At 72.9% G+C, this 20170-nt stretch carries 19 protein-coding genes; 12 read left to right on the top strand and 7 right to left on the bottom strand.

Annotation, left to right across the window (positions count from 1 at the left end; translation table 11 throughout):
• Nucleotides 1-91: 91 nt before the first annotated feature.
• Nucleotides 92-973, bottom strand: coding sequence for a metal-dependent hydrolase (locus REH65_RS01410; protein ID WP_406690910.1), 882 nt, complete (start codon nucleotides 971-973; stop codon nucleotides 92-94).
• A gap of 11 nt (nucleotides 974-984) precedes the next feature.
• Entirely contained in the window at nucleotides 985-2736 is a 1752-nt protein-coding gene (locus tag REH65_RS01405; protein ID WP_406690909.1) for an SDR family oxidoreductase, read from the bottom strand.
• A 211-nt stretch (nucleotides 2737-2947) separates the two neighbouring features.
• Here REH65_RS01405 and selA point away from each other — a divergent pair, with 211 nt between their 5' ends.
• The 5 genes from selA (at nucleotide 2948) to REH65_RS01380 (ending at nucleotide 8666) form a co-directional block, all read left to right on the top strand.
• Nucleotides 2948-4231 carry an L-seryl-tRNA(Sec) selenium transferase gene (gene selA, locus REH65_RS01400; protein WP_406690908.1) on the top strand — a complete coding sequence of 428 codons (1284 nt, stop codon included), beginning with the start codon at nucleotides 2948-2950 and terminating at the stop codon, nucleotides 4229-4231.
• 36 nt (nucleotides 4232-4267) lie between these two features.
• Nucleotides 4268-6004 carry a selenocysteine-specific translation elongation factor gene (gene selB / locus REH65_RS01395; RefSeq protein ID WP_406690907.1) on the top strand — a complete coding sequence of 579 codons (1737 nt, stop codon included), beginning with the start codon at nucleotides 4268-4270 and terminating at the stop codon, nucleotides 6002-6004.
• Nucleotides 6005-6080: 76 nt separating this feature from the next.
• A complete protein-coding gene (locus REH65_RS01390) occupies nucleotides 6081-7019 on the top strand; it encodes a Ku protein (protein WP_281454247.1) in 939 nt (312 codons plus the stop codon).
• Between the two features lie 266 nt (nucleotides 7020-7285).
• Nucleotides 7286-8266 (top strand): phytoene/squalene synthase family protein, encoded by a 981-nt coding sequence (locus REH65_RS01385; RefSeq protein WP_406690906.1) that lies wholly within the window; start codon nucleotides 7286-7288, stop codon nucleotides 8264-8266.
• Nucleotides 8267-8333: 67 nt separating this feature from the next.
• Entirely contained in the window at nucleotides 8334-8666 is a 333-nt protein-coding gene (locus REH65_RS01380) for a hypothetical protein (protein ID WP_281454245.1), read from the top strand.
• A 22-nt stretch (nucleotides 8667-8688) separates the two neighbouring features.
• Here REH65_RS01380 and REH65_RS01375 read toward each other — a convergent pair whose 3' ends face one another.
• A complete protein-coding gene (locus REH65_RS01375) occupies nucleotides 8689-9846 on the bottom strand; it encodes a S8 family peptidase (protein ID WP_406690905.1) in 1158 nt (385 codons plus the stop codon).
• A gap of 207 nt (nucleotides 9847-10053) precedes the next feature.
• On the opposite strand from REH65_RS01375, the gene REH65_RS01370 reads away from it, so the two are divergent.
• A complete protein-coding gene (locus REH65_RS01370) occupies nucleotides 10054-10476 on the top strand; it encodes a universal stress protein (protein WP_281454243.1) in 423 nt (140 codons plus the stop codon).
• Nucleotides 10477-10549: 73 nt separating this feature from the next.
• Here REH65_RS01370 and REH65_RS01365 read toward each other — a convergent pair whose 3' ends face one another.
• Nucleotides 10550-11311 carry an IclR family transcriptional regulator gene (locus REH65_RS01365; protein WP_406690904.1) on the bottom strand — a complete coding sequence of 254 codons (762 nt, stop codon included), beginning with the start codon at nucleotides 11309-11311 and terminating at the stop codon, nucleotides 10550-10552.
• A 164-nt stretch (nucleotides 11312-11475) separates the two neighbouring features.
• On the opposite strand from REH65_RS01365, the gene REH65_RS01360 reads away from it, so the two are divergent.
• The 5 genes from REH65_RS01360 (at nucleotide 11476) to REH65_RS01340 (ending at nucleotide 15570) form a co-directional block, all read left to right on the top strand.
• Nucleotides 11476-12402 carry a U32 family peptidase gene (locus REH65_RS01360; RefSeq protein WP_406690903.1) on the top strand — a complete coding sequence of 309 codons (927 nt, stop codon included), beginning with the start codon at nucleotides 11476-11478 and terminating at the stop codon, nucleotides 12400-12402.
• Between the two features lie 18 nt (nucleotides 12403-12420).
• The gene (locus REH65_RS01355) at nucleotides 12421-13869 is read left to right on the top strand and encodes an MFS transporter (RefSeq protein WP_406690902.1); all 1449 of its coding nucleotides are present in this window, start codon (nucleotides 12421-12423) and stop codon (nucleotides 13867-13869) included.
• Between the two features lie 125 nt (nucleotides 13870-13994).
• Complete coding sequence (locus REH65_RS01350; RefSeq protein WP_281454239.1) at nucleotides 13995-14159, top strand: hypothetical protein; 165 nt, start codon at nucleotides 13995-13997, stop codon at nucleotides 14157-14159.
• Nucleotides 14156-14641 carry an N-acetyltransferase family protein gene (locus REH65_RS01345; protein ID WP_406690901.1) on the top strand — a complete coding sequence of 162 codons (486 nt, stop codon included), beginning with the start codon at nucleotides 14156-14158 and terminating at the stop codon, nucleotides 14639-14641. The genes REH65_RS01350 and REH65_RS01345 overlap by 4 nt, the downstream gene beginning before the upstream one ends.
• A gap of 23 nt (nucleotides 14642-14664) precedes the next feature.
• Nucleotides 14665-15570 (top strand): pseudouridine synthase, encoded by a 906-nt coding sequence (locus tag REH65_RS01340; protein WP_406690900.1) that lies wholly within the window; start codon nucleotides 14665-14667, stop codon nucleotides 15568-15570.
• 177 nt (nucleotides 15571-15747) lie between these two features.
• Here the strand turns inward: REH65_RS01340 and REH65_RS01335 are convergent, their stop codons facing one another.
• The 3 genes from REH65_RS01335 to REH65_RS01325 all read right to left on the bottom strand — a co-directional run bounded on the left by REH65_RS01335 (nucleotide 15748) and on the right by REH65_RS01325 (nucleotide 19111).
• Nucleotides 15748-16353 carry a cyclase family protein gene (locus tag REH65_RS01335; protein ID WP_406690899.1) on the bottom strand — a complete coding sequence of 202 codons (606 nt, stop codon included), beginning with the start codon at nucleotides 16351-16353 and terminating at the stop codon, nucleotides 15748-15750.
• Between the two features lie 393 nt (nucleotides 16354-16746).
• On the bottom strand, nucleotides 16747-18117 hold the full coding sequence (locus REH65_RS01330) for an MFS transporter (protein ID WP_406690898.1): 1371 nt from the start codon (nucleotides 18115-18117) through the stop codon (nucleotides 16747-16749).
• A gap of 100 nt (nucleotides 18118-18217) precedes the next feature.
• Nucleotides 18218-19111 carry a LysR family transcriptional regulator gene (locus REH65_RS01325; RefSeq protein WP_281454646.1) on the bottom strand — a complete coding sequence of 298 codons (894 nt, stop codon included), beginning with the start codon at nucleotides 19109-19111 and terminating at the stop codon, nucleotides 18218-18220.
• A gap of 120 nt (nucleotides 19112-19231) precedes the next feature.
• Here REH65_RS01325 and REH65_RS01320 point away from each other — a divergent pair, with 120 nt between their 5' ends.
• Complete coding sequence (locus tag REH65_RS01320) at nucleotides 19232-20161, top strand: CoA transferase subunit A (RefSeq protein ID WP_406690897.1); 930 nt, start codon at nucleotides 19232-19234, stop codon at nucleotides 20159-20161.
• Nucleotides 20162-20170: the final 9 nt, after the last annotated feature.

Raw genomic sequence — 20170 nt, 5'->3', positions numbered from 1 at the left:
GCCACTCCACGCCGCCGACCAGCCGGTGCACCACGCCCATCAGCCGATCCGGTCCGGTGCCGTCGAGGGACCTCGGCAGTTCCGCGGTCATCTACTGCCCCGCCGCCAGCGCCGCCGGTGAGGTCGCCAGGTAGTCCACGGCCCGCGCGGTCGAGCCGTGCTCCGAGGGGTCGTAGCCGGGCCGGAAGAACGCCGGCAGGGCGACCAGCAGCTGCCGGTAGCTCGGGGTCAGGCCGAGTCGGCCGGTGCGGATCAGGTCGCGCCAGCGGGGCTTGCGCCTGCCGCGCAGCACGGGGTCGGAGGCCATCAGGAACCGCAGCCCCCGCACCCACAGCACGGTCAGCACCGCCGTGGCCAGCACCATCGCGAGGCCGCGCTGCGCGTAGCGGCCGTGGACGTGCTGGTAGACCTCGTAGGCCACCGAGCGGTGCTCGACCTCCTCGGCGCCGTGCCAGCGCAGCAGGTCCAGCATCGTCGGGTCGGCCCCGGCCGCGTCGAGCTCCTCCGCGTCGAGGATCCACTGGCCGAGGAACGCGGTGATGTGCTCGATGGCGGCGATCAGCGCGAGCCGCTGCACCAGCCAGGACTCGGCGCGCTTGCCGCGCAGCGGGCGGTCGCCGAGCGTCGTGCGGAACATCCAGCGGACCTGGTCGACGAACGGGCGGGTGTCCAGGCCGTGGGCGTCGAAGTGGTCGATGACGCCCTGGTGGGACTCGGCGTGCATGGCCTCCTGGCCGACGAACCCGCGCACGTCCTCGGCCAGCCGGTCGTCGCTGATCAGCGGCAGGGCCTGCTTGAACACCTCGACGAACCAGCGCTCCCCCTCGGGCAGCACCAGGTGCAGGAAGTTGATCCAGTGGGTGGCGAAGGGTTCGCCGGGGATCCAGTGCATCGGCAGCTGGGACCAGTCGAACTCCACGTCGCGGGCGTGCAGCGCCACGCGGTCCGGGTCGCCGGGGTCGTTGGGGTTCACGCAACGCCTCCTTACTTCGGCATGAGGTCGGCTCGGGCGGCGGCGCGCAGCAGCTTCGGGGTGAGCCGGGACAGCACGAGCCCCGCTCTGGCCTCCGGGGTGACCGGCGCCAGCGCGGGGGCGCGGCGGGTGGCGCGCAGGATCTGCTCGGCGGCGCGCTGCGCGCTGTAGTCGCGGCGCTGGTAGAGCTCGGTGGCGGCGCGGCGGCGCTTGGCCTGCTCGACCTCGCCGAGCCCGGCGAAGCGGCTGCGGGTGGTGATGCCGGTGTTGACCAGGCCCGGGCACACGGCGGTGACCTTGACGCCGTCCCCGGCGAGCTCCACGCGCAGGCATTCGCTGAGCCGCAGCACCGCGGCCTTGGTGGTGCTGTAGGCGGGCAGCACGGCCGAGGGCAGGTAGGCCGCTGCGGAGGCGACGTTGATGATCCGGCCGCCTTCCCCGCGCTCGACCATCTGGCGGCCGAACAGGCGGCAGCCGTGGATGACGCCCCACAGGTTGACGTCGATGACGTCCTCCCAGTCGGCCGCGGTGGTGTCCAGGAACGCCCCGGCGAGGCCGATCCCGGCGTTGTTGATCACCACGTCCGGTGTGCCGAGCTCGGTCTGCACGTCCAGCGCGAAGTCGGTCATCGCGGCCCGGTCGGACACGTCGACCTGGTAGGTGGTGACGGCCTCGCCGAGCTCCTCGGCGGTGGCGTCCAGGGCCTTGCGGTCGACGTCGGCGGCGACCACGTGCGCACCGGCACGGGCGAAGGCGCTCGCGGTGGCCCGGCCGATGCCGTTGCCGGCGCCGGTGATGACGACGAGCTGGTCGGCGAACTCGCCGCGCCCGGGCCGGACGCGGGCGCGGCGCAGCCCTCGGGTCTGCTCACCGCCTTCGACGTGGTCGACGAGCTCGGCGGCGCAGCGCGCGACGAGCTCCGGGCGGCTGCGGGGCAGCCAGTGCCCGCCGGGCAGGTGCCGCACCCGCAGGTCCTCGGCGAGCGCTTCGACCTCGGTCTGCAGCGGTGCCGACACGAACGGGTCGCCGGTGGGCGCCAGGACCTGGACCGGGACCGAGGTGCGGCGCTGAGCGGGCTCGCGGAGGCGTCCCGCGTTGGCGCGGTAGAGCTCCAGGCCGTGCACGCCGTCGGCGACGACCGGGCGGGTCGGCGCGGCCGCGGCCTTGGGGTCGAGCCGTTCGAGGTTGGCGATGAGCTTGGGCATGATGCCGCTGCGCCAGGCCAGTTCGGGCAGCGCGGGCAGCTGGAAGAACGCGATGTAGGCGGAGAAGGCCAGCTGGGTGGTCAGCTCCCGCAGATCGCGCAGGTCGGGGCGCAGCTTCGCGCGCAGCCACTGGCCGTAGTGGTCCAGGCAGGGACCGGAGATCGAGGTGTAGGAGGCGATGCGGCCTGCGGCGCGCGGGTCGGTGACGGCGTGCCAGGACTGCACCGATCCCCAGTCGTGGGCCAGCAGGTGCACGGGACGGTCCGGGCTGACGGCATCGGCGACGGTGAACAGGTCGTCGGCGAGCCGGTCGACGAGGTAGCCGTCGGTGCTGCTCGGGCGGGCGGACTCACCGGCGCCGCGCACGTCGTAGGTGACGACCCGGTAGCGCTCCGACAGGGCGGCGGCGACGCCGTGCCAGACGGTGTGGTTGTCCGGGTACCCGTGCACGGCCAGCACGGTGGGCGCGTCTTCGGGCCCGCGCACCTGCACGGCCAAGCGCAGTCCGTCGTCGGTTTCGAGCCACCCGGATCCCGCCTGCCACGCTGCGCCAGCCATGCGCGAAAGCCTAACCACGTTGTCAATGGGCGTTGTAAGAATCCACTCGATCGACATCCGGAATCCCCCGAGTTCGCCTTCGTGTCACCAGTTCCGGCAACCTCGGAACGTCCGTTTCCCGGTGGAACGCCCATTCCCGAGCCACCTTGCCCCGGCGAACCCCGCTCCCTCGGACAAGCGAGGACCGCGGTGGGTTCCTACGGTTGGGGGCATGGGTGATCGTCGGCGTGAGATTCCGGGGACCGATCGGGTGCTGGCCGATCCGCGGGTCGCCGCCGCCGTTGGGCGACTCGGGCACGAACGGGTGGTGCAGGTCGTCCGGGAGGTGGCGCAGCGGGCGCGGGACGGACTCCTCCCGCCGACCGAGGTCGTGGCGGAAACCGTTGCCGCGCTGCCCGATTCGGCGTGCGGGATGCGGCGGGTGCTCAACGCGACCGGAGTGCTGCTGCACACCAACCTCGGGCGCGCACCGCTGTCGGCCGCCGCCCGGGAGGCCCTGGACATCGCGGCCGGGACCACCGACGTGGAGCTCGACCTCGACACCGGGGATCGCGGTCCGCGCGGCGCTTCGGCCCTGGCGGCGCTGCGGGAGGCGGTACCCGCCGCCGAGGCCGCGCACGTGGTCAACAACGGGGCCGCGGCGCTCGCCCTGGCCGCGACGGCGCTCGCCGCCGGCCGCGAGATCGTGCTGGCGCGCGGCGAGATGGTCGAGATCGGCGACGGCTTCCGCATCCCCGATCTGCTCACCTCCACCGGGGCGCGGCTGCACGAGGTCGGCACCACCAACCGGGTCCGCCTCGACGACTACCGCCGAGCCCTCGGCCCGGACACCGGGTTCGCGCTCAAGATCCACCCGTCGAACTTCGTGATCAGCGGGTTCACCGCCGAGGTCCCGGTCGCCGAGCTGCGCGACCTCGGCGTCCCCGTCGTCGCCGACATCGGTTCCGGCCTGTTGCGCCCCGACCCCGCGCTGCCCGGCGAACCCGACGCCACCACGACCCTGACCGACGGCGCCGACCTGGTGATCGCCAGCGGCGACAAGCTCCTCGGCGGACCCCAGTGCGGCCTGCTGCTGGGCCGCGCCGAGCTCGTGCACCGGCTCCGCCGCCACCCGCTGGCGCGAGCGCTGCGCGTCGACAAGCTCACCCTGGCCGCCCTGGAGGCGACCGTGCGCGGCCCCAGGCCCCCGGTCGCCGAAGCCCTGCACCGCGACGGGCTGCCGGAACGCGCTGCGGCCCTGGCGGATTCGCTGGCCGCCGCCGGAATCCCCGCCGAAGCCGTGGACACCCGCGCCACCGTCGGCGGAGGCGGCGCACCCGGCGTGGACCTGCCGAGCGCCGCCGTCGCCCTGCCGGTCCGCTTCGCCAAGCAGCTGCGGCTCGGGACTCCCCCGGTGATGGCGCGGGTGGAGCGGCAGCGCTGCCTGCTGGACCTGCGCGCCCTCGACCCCGCCGACGACGACGCGCTGCGCCGCGCGGTGCTCGGCGCCCAATAGGACTCGCAGCAGGAGGAATCGCGGCAGGAGGTGCCGATGCGGGTGGTGGCCACGGCCGGGCACGTCGATCACGGCAAGTCCACGCTGATCCGGCGGCTGACCGGCATGGAACCCGACCGGTGGGCGGAGGAACGCCGCCGGGGCCTGACGATCGACCTCGGCTTCGCCTGGACCGAGCTGGCCGACGGGTGCTCGGTGGCGTTCGTCGACGTGCCCGGGCACGAGCGGTTCGTGCCCAACATGCTGGCCGGGGTCGGGCCCGTCCCGGCCGTGCTGTTCGTGGTGGCCGCCGACGAGGGCTGGATGCCGCAGTCGGCCGAGCACCTCGACGCCCTGGACGCGCTGGGCGTGTCCGACGGGCTGCTGGTCATCACCCGCAGCGACCTCGCCGATCCCGGGCCCGCGCTGGAGCAGGCGCGGGCCCGGCTGCGCGGCACGAGCCTCGCCGACGTCCCGCCGGTGCTGGTCAGCGGCCGGACCGGGCAGGGATGGGACGAGCTGACCGAGGCGCTGGACGCGATGCTGCACCGGCTGGCCCCGGCCGATCCCGACGCCGACGTGCGGCTGTGGATCGACCGCGCGTTCGCCGTCAAGGGCGCGGGCACGGTCGTCACCGGCACCCTGCAGGGCGGCGCTCTCCGTGTCGGCGACCGGCTGCGGCTGACCCCGTCGGGGCTGGACGCCCCGATCCGGGCGCTGCACGCCCTGGGCTCGGCCGAGGAGGCGCTGTCGGCCCCCGCGCGGGTGGCGGTGAACCTGCGCGGCGTCGACCTCGACCAGGTGCGGCGCGGGCACGCCCTGGTCAGTCCCGGGCGCTGGCTGAGCACCGACGTGGTCGACGTGCGCGTGCACCCGGCCGCCGACCTGCCGCAGCAGCTCACCCTGCACATCGGTTCGGCCGCCGTGCCCGCCCGCGTCCGGCCGCTGGGCGCCGACACCGCGCGGCTCGCGCTCCGGCAGCCGCTGCCGCTGCGGATCGGAGACCGGGCGCTGCTGCGCGACCCCGGCGGTCACGCGGTGCGCGCGGGCGTCACGGTCCTCGACGTCCGCCCGCCCGAGCTGCGACGGCGAGGCGCCGCCCGGGCGCGGGCCGAGCAGCTGGACCGGATCGACGGCGTCCCCGACGGGGTTGCCGAGCTCCGGCGACGGGGCCTGGTGCGCGCCGACGAGCTCGCCGCGATGGGCGCCGTCCCGCCCGGCGACGGCCCGTGGCTGCTGTCCCCGCAGCACCGCGCGCACCTCGCCGCCCGGCTGCGCGACGTGCTCGCCGAGCACCGGCGAGACCACCCGCTCGACGACGGGATGCCCACCGGTGCCGCGCTGCGCGCCCTGGACCTCCCCGATCCGGAGCTGCTGCCCGGCATCGCCGCCGAAGCCGGAATCCCCGTCCAGCGGGGTCGCCTCGGCGGCGGCTCGGACCTGCCGGAGCCGGTGGCGCGGGCCGTGCAGGTGCTGAGCGGCAGGCTGCGGGAACACCCGTTCCAGGCGCCCACGGCCGACGAGCTGGCCGAACTCGGCCTCGGAGACCGCGAGCTGGCCGCCGCCGAGCGCACCGGGGCGTTGCTGCGGCTCGCGCCCGGGCTCGTGCTGCTGCCCGATGCCGCGGACCTCGCGCTGCCCCGGCTGGCCGAGCTCGACGAGCCCTTCACGCTCAGCGAGGCCAAGCGGGCACTGGACACCTCGCGCCGGGTCGCGGTTCCCTTGCTTGAGCTGCTGGCGCGCCGCGGCCGCACCCGTCGGCTGCCCGACGGCACGCACAGAACCTGCCGCTGAGCGGGTCTGCGATCTTGCGGGGCTCACCGCATGGTGGGTGGTGGCGACGCCGGCGCTCGGGCGAGGGGAGCACGCCATGCCGCGCAAGATCTGGACCGGGTCGATCAACTTCGGCCTGGTGACCATCCCGGTCGGGCTCTACGCCGCGACCGAGGACCACACGATCCAATTCCACCAGTACCAGCGCGGGACCACCGACCGGATCCGCTACAAGCGCGTCAACGAGACCACCGGGGACGAGGTCGGCTACAACGACATCGTCAAGGGCCGCGAGCACGGCGACGGCATCATCACCGTGGAGCAGTCCGAACTGGACGAGATCGCTCCCGGCCGCTCGCGCACCATCGACATCTCCACCTTCGTCGACCTCACCGAGATCGATCCGGTGCACTTCCAGAAGACCTACTGGCTGGCGCCCAACTCCAAGGAGCACTTCCGGCCCTACAACCTGCTGCGCCGCGCCATGCAGGAGACCGGGCAGGCCGGCATCGCCACGTTCGTGCTGCGCGGCAAGCAGTACCTCACCGCGGTGCGCGCCGACACCGACGTGCTGGCGCTGAACACGCTGTTCTTCGCCGACGAGATCCGCGATCCGGCCGACCTCGTCGGCGACCAGCCCGAGCAGGCCGATCCCTCCGACAAGGAGCTGCGGATGGCCACCACGATCATCGAGTCGATGAGCGGCGAGTGGAATCCCGAGGAGTACTCCGACACCTACACCGAGCGGGTCGAGGAGCTGCTGGCGGAGAAGGCGCGCGGCGGCGAGGTGCAGGCGGCCGAAGCGCCGCCGCAACCCACCGACGTCATCGACCTCACCGAGGCGCTGCGGCGCAGCGTCGACGAGGCCCGCAAGGGCCGGGCGCCCCAGCCCTCCGAGGACCTCTCGGAGCTGACCAAGGCCGAGCTCGACGACCGCGCGCGGGAGCTGGGCGTCAAGGGCCGCTCGAAGATGAAGCGGGCCGAGCTGGAGCGGGCCGTGGCCGAGGCCGGGCGCGGCTCCCGCAAGGCGTCCTGAGCCGGCGGGCCGACCGGTCAGGAAGTCGTTCGAAAAAGTTCCGCGATCTTGCGTCATGGCCGCGCCCCAGGTGGGTCCCGATCGTGTGGGCGGGCCTGGAGCCGCTCACGGGCGCGCGGAACGCAGAGGGGATTCCGCGTGTGAAGAACCGCCGGGGGCGGCTGCTGTGGATGCGGTCTCCCCCGGCGGTCCCCGCACGTGACCGGGTTCACCGGGCGGCGACTCCGGCGGCGCCGAGCCGGTCGCGATGTGCTGAGATTCGTGTCATGGACGCGGGTGCCTGGTCGGTGGTGGGAGCACGCCGTGAACTCGACGCCGCCGGTGTCGCGCCCGCCCTCCGCCCCGCCTACCTGCGGTCCCGGGCGCTCAACGCCGAGCACGGCCGCACCTACTTCCTGGCGACCCGGCTGCTGCCGCCGCACCGGCGGCCCGCCGTGCACGCCCTCTACGGCTTCGCCCGCTGGGTCGACGACATCGTCGACGACGTCGGCCCCGACTCCCCCGCGCTGCGCGCCGAACGCCTCGACGAGCTGGAGGACCTGCTGCGGCTCGCGCTGAAGTCGGGCACCAGCGAGCACCCGGTGCTGGCGGCGCTGGCCGACACGGTGGAGCGCCACCAGGTCGATCCGGTGCTGTTCGAAGACTTCCTGGCCTCGATGCGGATGGACCTCACCGTCACCGACTACCCCACCCGCCCCGACCTGGAGCGCTACGTCCACGGTTCGGCGGCGGTCATCGGGTTGCAGCTGCTGCCGGTGCTGGGCACCGTCGGCAGCCCGGACGAGGCGCGGGCGGCGGCCTCGGCGCTGGGCGTGGCCTTCCAGCTCACCAACTTCCTGCGCGACGTCGGCGAGGACCTCGACCGGGGCCGGGTGTACCTGCCCGCCGACGAGCTGGCGGTGTTCGGCGTGGACCGGCAGCGGCTCGTGTGGTGCCGCCGTCGCGGCCGGGCCGACGGGCCGGTGCGGCGGGCGCTGGCCGACCAGGTCGCGCGCACGCGCGCGCACTACCGCGCCGCCGAGCCCGGGATCGGTCTGCTGGCGCCGGATTCGCGCCCGTGCGTGCGCACCGCGGCGGTGCTCTACGGCGAGATCCTCGACCACATCGTCGGATCGGGTTACGACGTGTTCGCCCGACGCGTCGCCGTGCCGGTCTCGCGCAGGCTGGCGGTCGCCGCTCGCGCGGCGGGTGTGGCCCTCGTCTCGCGCGCGGTGCGTTCAGGCTTGGCGGCGCGTCCTCGCGGGTAGTACCAGGGCAGCCCGCCACACACCGGGCCTCGCAAAGCCTGCGTGTTCGAAACCGGGGAGCCCGCCGATGAGCGCACAACCGACGAGCTGGCAGAACGTCAGCGCGACCGCCGACATGATCACCGTCGCCGGTCATCGCCTGAACGAGGGCGCCCGCGCCATCACCGACAGCCCTGCCGAGGCCGTCCGGGCGCGGGACGCGCTGCTGGACCTCAGCGCCGCGAGCGCGAGACTGGCGCGCCAACTCGACCTGCTCGCCGCCGACAGCGGCGGCGCCGGTTCCGAACCGCCCGAGGTGCACGTGGCGCTCGACCAGGCCGCCGCGGCGGCCGAGGACCTGGGCAACTGCACGCGGGTCGCGGCCAAGGCCATCGAGGACGAGCTGGGCGGCGAGCGCTGAGCCCGCCGCCCGGTCGCACCCGTCAGGGAGCCTGGACGAGCCCCGCGCCGACGTCGGTGCCCGGCAGCGGCAGCCGCTTGGCCGACTGGGTCAGCCGCGTCCACAGCGCCCGCGAGCGGTCCGGCGACTGCTGGGCGTGCAGCGCCGCCACGCCGGAGACGTGCGGCGTCGCCATGCTGGTGCCGTCGAGCTTGCGGTAGCGCTCGGCGCCCGGCCAGGACGAGTAGACGTCGACACCGGGCGCGGCCACGTCGACCTGCCCGATGTTGTCGACGGTGCCGCAGGAGAAGTCGGCGACCTGCATCTGCGAGTCGACCGCGCCGACCGCCATCACCGACGGGCAGTTCGCCGGGTGGCCGACCGGGGCGATCACGCCCGCGGAGCGCTGACTCTCGTTGCCGGCGGCGGCGATGATCAGCGTGCCGCGCTCCAGGGCGCGGCGGGCCACCCGTTCGAACGCCTCCGAGTAGGGCGCGCCGGGTTCGGTGGCCGAGCCCAGCGACATCGACACGATCGAGCAGCTGTTGGACAGCGCCCACTCGATGCCCGACAGGATGCCGCTGTCCGAGCCCGATCCGTCGTCGCCGAGGACCTTCCCGGCGTAGATGCTGGCCTCGTTCGCGACGCCGTAGCCCGGCCCGGCCTGCGAGGTGCGCGGTCCGCAGGCGGTGCCGATGACGTGGGTGCCGTGGCCGTGGCCGTCGTGGGCGCTCTGCCCCTCGACGAAGGCGCCGGTGACGATGTCGCGCCCGGCGAAGTCGGGGTGCTGCTCGTCGAGGCCGGTGTCGAGCACGGCCACCCGCACCCCTGCTCCGGTCGCGGCGGAGGCGTCGGCCCGCACCGCCTGCAGTCCCCAGGTGAACTCGCCTTCCGCGGGCGGGGCCGGCTCGCCGATGGCGAAGACCCGGCGCTCGGCCTCGACGCCGGCGATCGGGCCGGTCTCGCCGACGGCGCGCTGCAGGTTGGCGAACTGCTCCTCGTCGGCGTCGATGAGCGCGATGCCCAGCTGGTGCAGCACGATTCCGCCCGCGCCGCTGAACAGCTCGCCGGGTGCGGCACCGGCCGCGTCGGCGGTGTTGGCGGGGCGGATGCCGGTTAAGCGGGTCACCTCGCGGGTGCCGATGATGGTCGAGTCGTCTTCGAGCAGGACCAGGTAACGCCCGGTCAGACTGGATGTCATGTCACTCCTCGTCGATCGGTGGCGCGCGGATGTGCCTCATCGGTAGCGGACCGAGATCGACGATCACAACGAAACGACCTCCGCTGAACCCGTTCGTGTTACGGGGAGGGGGACGGCGGCCTCCGACACGCCGAAGGCTGGACGGGATCAGCTCCGCGTACTTCCATTGGGGGGAGGCCCCAGTGAGAGCCAACGCGGGAGGACGTCATGACGGAGCACGGCAGGATCGTCGTCGGCGTGGACGGATCGGAACCCTCGAAGTGCGCGATGCGCTGGGCCCTCAAGCAGGCCGAGCTCACCGGGTCGACGGTGCGCGCGATCGGCGCCTGGGAGTTCCCCGCGTTCTACTCCTGGGAAGGCGGCCCGATGCCACCGGACGACTTCGAGGACTCCGCCCGGCAGTGCCTGGACGACACCGTCGAGGAGTTCGAGGGCTCCACCGAGGTGACCATCGAGCGCGAGCTGGTGCACGGCCACGCCGCCCAGGCCCTCATCGACGCCTCCGCCGAGGCCGACCTGCTGGTGGTCGGCAGCCGGGGCCACGGCAGCTTCTACGGCGCGCTCCTCGGCTCCGTCAGCCAGCGCTCAGCCCTGCACTCGAAGTGCCCGGTGGTGATCGTCCGCCACTAGGGAACGGCCGAGTGATCGCTTCGCTCGGCGGTGCCGCTGAGTCCCGAACCCGACGCAGCGGCACCGCCGCGCCTCACGACGTGTGGCCGAGCCTCTCGGACAGGGCGGTGGCGCCTTCGCGGACCAGGTCGCGCAGGGCTGCCTCGGTCTCGTCGTTCCAGCGCAGGATCGGCACCGAGATGCTCATCGCGGCCACGACCGCGCCGCTGGTGTCGCGCACCGGGGCGGCCACGCAGGCCACCGATTCGTTGGACTCGCAGTACTCGCGGGCCACGCCGTCCTCGGCGATCTCGTCGAGCTCTTTGCGCAGCGTCTTGCGGTTGGTGATGCTGTGCGCGGTCATGCCGTCGAGCTTCTGCCCGCTGTAGAGCTCGTCGACCTCGGCGCGCGGCAGCGCCGCGAGCAGCGTCTTGCCCAGCGCGGTGCAGTGCGCCGGGAGCCTGCGGCCGACCGCGGAGACCATCCGCACCGGGTGGGAGCTGTCGACCTTGGAGACGTAGAGCACGTCGGAGCCGTCGCGGACGCCCACGTGCACGGTCTCCTGGCAGCGCTCGGCGATCTCCTCGGCGACCAGCTGGCCCTCGCGGGCCAGGTCGAGCCGTTCGGCGTAGGCCGACCCCAGTTGGAAGCTGCGCACGCCCAACCGGTACTTGTTGGTGGCGCGCCCGGTGGGCATCAGGTAGCCGCGCTCGTTGAGGGTGCCGACCAGTTCGTGCACCGTGGTGCGCGGCAGCCCGAGCTGCGCGGTGATCTCCGGAGCGCTGAGCTCATCGGCCTCCAGGAACAGTTCGAGGACGTCGAAGGCCCGCTCCACCGCCGGTACCGCTCGTGCCAACGCCGCTACTCCTTCCGCTTCGGGCCAACCGGAGGGGTTGACCGATATTTCGAACATCGTACCTGATATCGATCGAGGTGGAAGCGTTGTCTTGACCCCGGCTCGATCCCGATCATACAGATTCCACGAACGTTGTTCGGAATGTCGAACGGAGTGTGTTCAAGGTGCGCCAGACGCGCGACTTCCTGCGATCCCTGGGTCTGCCCACCGACGACACGGCGGCCACCAGCGACAAGAGATTTCCCGACGGCGCCCAGTACCGCGTGGAGATCCCCAGCACCGAAGGCCCGGAGGTCCTCGACGCGGTGCTGGCCGAGGCCGACGAGCGCGGCGTCCTGGTGCACCGCATCTCCCAGGGCAGCGGTGGGATGCTGCTCACCGACGACGAGCTGGCCACCATGTCCACCACCGCCGCCGCGCGCTCGGTGGAGCTGAGCCTGTTCGCCCGGCCGCTGGCCGGCTGGGACACCAGCGCGATGGCGGTCTCCTCCGGCGGCGCCCCGGTGGCCGCGCAGGCACGCGGGACCGAGCAGCTGGTGCACGTGCTGGAGGACATCCGCCGCACCGCCGAGTCCGGCATCCGCAGCGTGCTCATCACCGACCTCGGCGTGCTCAAGGTCGCCTCGGCGATGCGCGAGGCCGGGGACCTGCCCGGCGACCTGCAGTTCAAGATCAGCGTGCAGATGGGCCTGGCCAACCCGGCCTCGGTGCGCATCGCCGAGGACCTGGGCGCCGACACCTACAACGTGCCCACCGACCTGACCCTCGGGCAGCTGGCGGCGATCCGGGCGGCCACCGACCTGCCGCTCGACGTCTACGTCGAGTCGCCCGACGACATGGGCGGGTTCGTCCGGCACTTCGAGATCGCCGAGATCGTGCGGGTCGCCGCCCCGGTCTACGTCAAGTTCGGCCTGCGCAACGCGCCCAACATCTACCCCAGCGGCAGCCACCTCACCGACACCGCCGTGCGGCTCGGCCGCGAGCGCGTGCGCCGGGCGCAGATCGGACTCGGCCTGCTGCGCCGCTACTCGCCGGAGGCCGTCGCGTCGGCGCTCCCGGCCGAGGGGCTTGCCGTGCCCGTGTCGGGGTAGCGGCCTATCGTCGGCGCCGTGCCCACCGCCGTCGCGCTCCGCTCCCGCTCCGGCCGCTGGATCCTGGTGGCCACCATCCTCGGCTCGGGGGTGGCGTTCCTGGACGGGTCCGTGGTCAACGTGGCGCTGCCGGCCATCGGCCGCGACGTCGGCGGCGGGATGCGGGTGCTGCAGTGGGTGCTCGACGCCTACCTGCTCACGCTGAGCGCGTTGCTGCTGCTCGGCGGCGCGCTGGGCGACCGCTACGGGCGTCGGCGGATCTTCACCGCCGGGCTGGTCGTGTTCACGATCGCCTCGCTGGGCTGCGGGCTGGCGCCGACCGGGAAAGCCCTGATCGCGGCGCGGCTGGCCCAGGGCGTCGGCGGTGCGCTGCTGGTGCCGGGCAGCCTGGCGCTGATCAACGCCTCCATCGATCCCGACGACCGCGGTGAGGCCGTGGGGCGCTGGGCGGGGCTGACCGGGGTGTCCTCGGCGGTCGGGCCGTTCGTGGGCGGCTGGCTGGTCGACGCCGCGTCGTGGCGTTGGGTGTTCTTCATCAACGTGCCCATCGCCGCCGCCGCTCTGCTGGCGCTGCGGCACGTCCCCGAGACGCGGGACCCGAACGCGAGCGGACGGCTCGACGTCGGCGGCGCGGTGGCGGTCACGCTCGGGCTGGCCGGGACCGTGTTCGCGCTCATCGAGATCCCGACGATCGGCTGGGACCCGGTTTCCACCACGGCTGCGGTGGTCGGGGTCACCGCGCTCGTGGTGTTCCCGCTGCTGGAAGCGCGCCACCCGGCTCCGCTGCTGCCGCTGTCGCTGCTGCGGTCCTCGCAGTTCACCGGCGCGAACCTGGTCACGCTGGCGGTGTACTCGGCGTTGAGCGGGGCGTTGTTCCTGCTCTCGCTGCAGCTGCAGCAGACGATGGGCTACACGGCCCTGGAAGCGGGCATCGCGACGCTGCCGATCACGATCATCATGCTGCTGCTGTCCGGCCGGATCGGCGCGCTGGCGCAGCGGACCGGGCCGCGGATCCCGATGACGGTGGGGCCGTTCGGCTGCGCGGCCGGGCTCCTGCTGCTCACCCGCGCCGAGGCCGGGGCGAGCTACGCCGGCGGGGTGCTGCCGGGGGTGCTGGTGTTCGGGCTGGGCCTGTCGATCACGGTGGCGCCGCTGACGGCGGCGGTGCTGGGTTCGGTCGGGCCCGAGCGCGGCGGGGTGGCCTCAGGCGTGAACAACGCCGTGTCGCGGCTGGCCGGACTGCTGGCGGTGGCGGTGCTGCCGGTGGTCGCCGGGCTGTCGGGCACCGGCGACGGCGCGCCGCTGGGGCCGGGTTTCGCGACCGCGCTGCAGATCTCGGCAGCGCTGTGCGCGGCGGGCGGGCTGCTGGCGGCGCTGACCATCGGTCGCGGGGACCGGGTCGAGACGCCTCCGCTGCCGGGGCTCAACCACGCGTGCCAGGACCCGGCCTGCGAGTGCCGCGACTGATCCGAACTCCGCTAGCCATGCGGGCGAGGCTATGGATCCCCCAGCACGCTCGGTAAGGCCGAAAGTCACCGATTCCGATGATCGGTTCACCACCTCGCGCAGCCCGGATGTGGTGAGATCGGGTCATGAGACGAGGTCGGCGCGGTCATCCGTGCGAGGTTCCCCTCCAGATCGGGTTGTGGCGCTGCCCGGACTGCGGGCAGCAGTGGGAGGTCCACGGCATCGAGGGCAACCCCCGCATCCGCAAGGTCAGCCGGGTCGGCTGGTTCCTCGCCAAGCTGCTGGGATGACGGGCGTGGACGAACTGCACGTCGCCGGCGCGACCTACCGGGTGCGCCGGGCCACGCAGGAGGATCTCGCCGAGATCGTCGGGCTGCTGCTCGACGACGAGCTCGGGTCGGGCCGCGAGTCCGCGGACGACCTCGGCCCCTACCGGGAGGCCTTCGCGGCGATCGACGCCGATCCCGCGCAGCTGCTCGTCGCTGTCGAGGACCCGGCCGGGCTGGTGGTCGCTACCTCGCAGCTGACCTTCATCCCCGGGCTGGCCCGGCGCGGTGCGTGGCGGGCGCAGATCGAGGCCGTGCGGCTCGCCGCGGCGCACCGCAGCCGGGGGCTGGGTGCGGCTCTGTTCGCCTGGGCGATCGACGAATCCCGACGGCGCGGGTGCGCGCTGATCCAGCTCACCACCGACAAGAAGCGCACCGATGCGCACCGCTTCTACGACCGTCTCGGCTTCACCGCCTCCCACGAGGGCTACAAGATGATGCTGTGACCACCGGTTACGCTGGGCGAACCATGCGTCGCAAGCTCCGCTCACCCCTGCCTCAGCGCGACGGGCTGGACCCGGTCCGGGTGCACCTGCCCACCGACGGGCGGTGGGCGACCGTGCGGGACTTCCTCGTCGAGCGCCTGCCCAAGCTCTCCCCCGCGCTCGTCGACGAGATGCTGGCGGCGGGGCGGTTCGTCACCCGCGACGGGCCGGTGGCCGCGGACGAGGCGTTCCGGCCCGGCGGGTTCGTGTGGTTCCACCGCGACGTGGCGCCGGAGACGCCGGTGCCGTTCGAGCTGGAGGTCCTGCACCGCGACGAGGAGATCCTCGTCGTCGACAAGCCGCACTTCCTGGCCACCACCCCGCGCGGCGGGCACATCACCGAGACCGCCCTGATCCGCCTGCGCAGGCAGCTCGACCTGCCGGACCTGTCCCCCGCGCACCGATTGGACCGCGCCACGGCGGGTCTCGTGCTGTTCGTCGTCGATCCCGCGCTGCGCGGCGCGTACCAGACCCTGTTCCACGACCGCCGGGTCGACAAGACCTACGAGGCCATCGCTCCCCACGACCCGGGTCTGACGTTCCCCCGCACGATCCGCAGCCGCATCGTCAAGCACCGGGGCGTGCTGGCGGCGTTCGAGGAAGCCGGCGAGCCCAACGCCGAAACCCGCGTCGAACTCCTCGAATCCCGCGGCGCCCTGGCACGCTACCGCCTGCACCCCCGCACCGGGCGCACCCACCAGCTCCGGGTCCACCTCAACTCCCTCGGCCTCCCCATCGTCGGCGACGACCTCTACCCCGAGGTCCGCCCGAAGCCCCCGGACGACTTCACCGCCCCGCTGAAGCTCCTCGCCCGATCCCTCGAGTTTCCCGATCCCAGAACCGGCCGACCCCGCCACTTCCACTCCCGCCGAACCCTCCCCTGGCCCTGACGACGACGTGGTGGGTGCCGGGTCCCGACGCGCGCGTCGCTGCGGAGGGGACGGTTTTTCCTCGAATCACCCATGATCAGTGTCCGAAATATCCGGTCAATTCGAGGAAAAACCGTCCCCTGGTGACGCACGCGCTCCCCGGAACCGAGGCAACGGGGTCAGAGGGAGGCAGCGGGGTCAGAGGGTGGCTACGGGGGTGGTGGGCGAGCCGACGGCGCCGGGGAGGTTGAGGGGTGGGGCGGTGAGGAGGAAGCGGGAGCGGTGCAGGCGGTGCAGGTCGGCTGCGAGGGGTGTCAGGTGCCAGAGCTCGCCGAGGTGGACGCCGAGCTTGAACAGGCAGTGGTGGTGCAGCGGGAGGGCCGGGGCCGGGGGTTCGGCCGGGGTGGCCGGGTATTGCTCCACCGCGTAGTTGTCGGCGATCAGGGCTGACAGGCCGGAGTCGGTGATCCACCGGAGGAGCCGTTCGTCGCGGCCGTCCAGAGCCGGGCAGGCGCCGTGCAGGACGTCCGGGTCGGGGTCGCCGTCCATGTCGATGAGGCGCTGGGCGAATCCCGTGTGCAGGCAGACCATGTCGCCCTCCTCGACCTCGACGCCGTCGGCGGCCATGATCTCGGCGAGGGTGTCGTAGCCGACCACCGCGCGCTCGTCACCGAGGTGCCGGTGCAGGTCGATGAGCACGCCCCGACCCTGCGCCCCGGACCGGGCGAGGTTGTCGATGCCCAGCGGCCCGCCGCTGGAGGTGGTGCGCTCGTGCAGCTCCCCGGTCCCGGAGTCGGCCAGCACCGACGGCCCGACGACGTCCTCCCCGCGCGGAACCCGTTGTAGAACACCGGTTCCGGGACCCCGTCGCCGTCGGCGTCGAACAGGGCCCCGGCGTGCGCGAAGGAGTCCCACTGCGTCGAGTACTGCAGGTGCAGCACGACGAGGTCGTCGCAGAGGACGTCGGTGGCGCCCTCGACCCGCTGCCCCAGCCGGTAGTTGAAGTTGATCTCCCCGAACCGCCGCGTCGGGCGCAGCGCGGGCGGGAACCGGTTGGGGTTCAACGCGTTCCCGCCCGGCAGCGTCAGCGGCAGGCTCAGCGCGTGGCTGATCCCCTCGCGCACCTCGACGGCCGCGGCGCGCACCCGCTCCGGGGTCAGCAGGTTCATGCGGCCGCGGGTGTCGCCGGGGCCGAACTCACCCCAGTTGGACCCCTCCGGCCGCCGGGTCCAGCGTGCTCCGGTCACGTTCGCCTCCCGGGTTCTCGCGTTCGTCGTGACTGCGCTCCTCGTGACTGCGCTCGTCGTGATCGGGCCGCCGCAGCAGCGCCAGCACGCAGCCCAGCGTGAGCAGCACCTGGAACAGCGCGTAGGCGATGACGACGTTGATCGACCCCGACGCGCTCAGCAGGAACTGGCCCACCACCGGCGTCGTCCCGCCCAGCAGCGTCCCGCACAGCTGGTAGCAGAGCGAGAGCCCGGTGTAGCGCACCTCGGCGGGGAACCGCCCGGCGAGGATGCCGGCCATCGCCGCGTAGTACAGGCAGTGCGGCACCGTGGCCACCGCGACACCGGCCATCGCCAGCCAGTAGTTCCCGGTGGCGATGAGCAGGAACATCAGCGGCAGCAGCACGACCTCCGGCAGCAGCATCAACGTCACCGCGCGGGACAGGCTGCGCATCCGGGTGGCGATCACCGCACCGAAGGGCTGCACCACGATCTGGGCGATGTTGGCGACCAGGATGATCGTCAGGAAGTCGGTCTTGGCGAACCCGAGGTCGCCGGTGGCCCAGGCCAGCGCGAACGTCGACTTGAAGTAGGTCGCCGACAGCCCGATCGTGCACGCCCCGATGCCCAGCGCGAGCAGCCCCGGGTGCGAGCGCACGACCTCCCACACCGGCAGCTTCGCGGTGCGCTTGGACTCGATGAGCCGCGCCATCGCCGGGGACTCGGTGACCCGCAGCCGGATGAACAGCCCCACCACGACCAGCGCCGCCGAGGCCAGGAACGGGATCCGCCAGCCCCAGCTGAGCATGTCGGGTTCGGGCAGCCTGCTGATCAGCAGGAAGCAGACGGTGCTCAGGGTGTTGCCGACCGGCGAGCCCTGCTGGGCGAAGGCGCCGTACAGGATCGACTTGCCCTTGGGCGCGTGCTCGGAGGCGATGAGCACCGAGCCGCCCCACTCACCGCCGAGCCCGATGCCCTGCACCATCCGGATGCACACCAGCAGGATCGGCGCCCACACCCCGATCTGGGCGTAACCGGGCAGCAGACCGATCGCGGTGGTCGCGACGCCCATCATCAGCAGCGTGATGACCAGGGTCTTCTTGCGCCCCAACCGGTCTCCGATGTGGCCGAAGACGATGCCGCCGATCGGCCGGGCGAGGAAGCCGACCCAGAACGTCGCGAACGCGACCAGCGTTCCCAGCGCGCCGTCGAGCTCGGGGAAGAAGACCTTGTCGAAGACCAGCGCTGACGCCGTGCCGTAGATGTAGAAGTCGAACCACTCGATGGTCGAGCCGATGAAGGCCCCGACCCCGGCACGGTTCGCCGTGCGCGCGCTGCTCAATGAATTCCCCTTCGAATCCGGTGTGATCGCAGCAACGGTGGCAGCCCGAACGCGACAGCGTCCAATACAAGATCGGTGGCGGATTGAGATCGGATTCGGATCAATCCGGGGTGGGCAGGGCGGTTTCGGCGATGCCGAGGACCGTGTGCAGCGCGGCGTTGGTGTTGTCGGAGCGCCAGGCCAGGGCGGCGCGAAGCCGCGTGGGCTCGCCGGCGAGCTCGCGGTAGACGAGCCCGGTCTGCTGGATGTGCTGGCAGGAGGTCAGCGTCAGCGTCACGCCGACACCGGCCGCGACCAGGGCGAGGATCGTGTAGGAGTCCGGCGCCTCCTGCACCACGCGCGGGGTGAAACCGCCTGCGACGCAGGCCTTCACCAGGGCGTCCCGCAGCGTCGACCCGGCGTTGGAGGGGAAGCTGACGAACGGCTCGTCGGCGAGTTCGGCGATCGGGACGCGGTCGAGCCCGGCCAGCCGGTGATCGGTGGGCAGCGCGCAGATCAGCTCCTCCACCTCGATCACACGGGTGTCGACCCCCGGCTGGTTCACCGGCAGCCGCACGAACCCGAGATCCAGGGTGCCGTCGGCCACGCGGGCCAGCGCCACGTCGGCGTAGGTCTGCCCGCGCATCACCAGCTCCAGGCCCGGGTGCGCGGCGCGGACCGCGCGGGTGAGCAGCGGCAACGCCTCGTGGCTGGAGGCGCCGGCGAAGCCGACGGTGACCCGGCCGTACTCGCCGCGCCCGGCGGCCTTGGCGGCGCCGACGGCCATGTCGACGTCGTCGAGGACGGTGCGGGCGGGCTCCAGGAAGGACTCGCCGGCGTTGGTGAGCCGCACCGAGCGGGTGTTGCGCTCGAACAGCTTCACGCCCAGCTCCTTCTCCAGCTGCCTGATCTGCTGGCTCAGCGGCGGCTGGGCCATCCGCAGGCGCTGGGCGGCGCGGCCGAAGTGCAGTTCCTCGGCGACCGCGACGAACGCGGTCAGGTAGCGCAGCTCCACACCCATCCCCTCCTCGATCCATTCGCCCGGGCTCTTGATCTGACACTAATTCGGTATTGGACCTGTCTCAATCCGGGGTGGCAGGGTGAGCCGCACACCGCGAGACCTTGGGGGCCACCGATGCCGCAGCCCGACAAGACCACCTCGATGCGGGAGGCCATCGCCGAGTTCGTCACCGACGGCGCCACCGTGTCGCTGGAGGGCTTCACGCACCTGATCCCGACCGCGGCCGGGCACGAGATCATCCGGCAGGGCCGCCGCGACCTCACGATCGCGCGGATGACCGCCGACGTCGTCACCGACCAGCTCATCGCCGGGGACTGCGTGAGCAGGCTGATCTCGTCGTTCGTCGGCAACTCCACCGCCGGGTCGCTCGGCGAGCTGCGCCGCCGGGTGGAGGCCGGGGCGCTGGCGTTCGAGGAGTACAGCCACTACGGCATGATCTGCCGCTACCTGGCCGGGGCCCAGCGGCTGCCGTTCTACCCGCTGCGCTCCTACGCCGGCAGCGACGTCCCGGCGGTCAACCCGAGCATCCGCAAGGTCACCTCGCCGTATCCCGCGCCGGACGGCGGCGAGGAGCAGATCTACGTGGTGCCGCCGCTGAACCCGGACGTGACGATCGTGCAGGCCCAACGCGCCGACCGGTCCGGCAACACCCAGGTCTGGGGGCTCACCGGCATCCAGGCCGAGGCGGTCTACGCGGCGCGCAAGGCGATCGTGGTGGTCGAGGAGGTGGTGGCCGACGAGGTCATCCGCTCCGACCCGAACCGCACGGTCATCCCCGCCCACGCCGTGGACGCCGTGGTGGCCTGCCCGCGCGGGGCGCACCCGGCGTTCGTGCAGGGCTACTACGACCGCGACGGGGCGTTCTACCGGGAGTGGTCGCAGATCAGCGCTGATCCGCAGCGGCTGCGCGACTGGCTGGACGAGTGGGTGCGCGGCACCGCCGATCACGCCGCCTACGTCGCCAAGCTCGGCGAGGAGCGCTGGGCGGAGCTGGCCGTGGGCGAGGCGTGGAGCGAGCCGGTCAACTACGGCCGCAGGCTGTGAGGAGAGGTC

Origin of the sequence: Saccharopolyspora sp. ID03-671 (assembly GCF_045278815.1) — a bacterium.
Lineage (GTDB): Bacteria > Actinomycetota > Actinomycetes > Mycobacteriales > Pseudonocardiaceae > Saccharopolyspora > Saccharopolyspora ipomoeae.
Note: the sequence above shows the minus strand (reverse complement) of the source record. Positions and strands in the feature narration are given on the sequence as shown.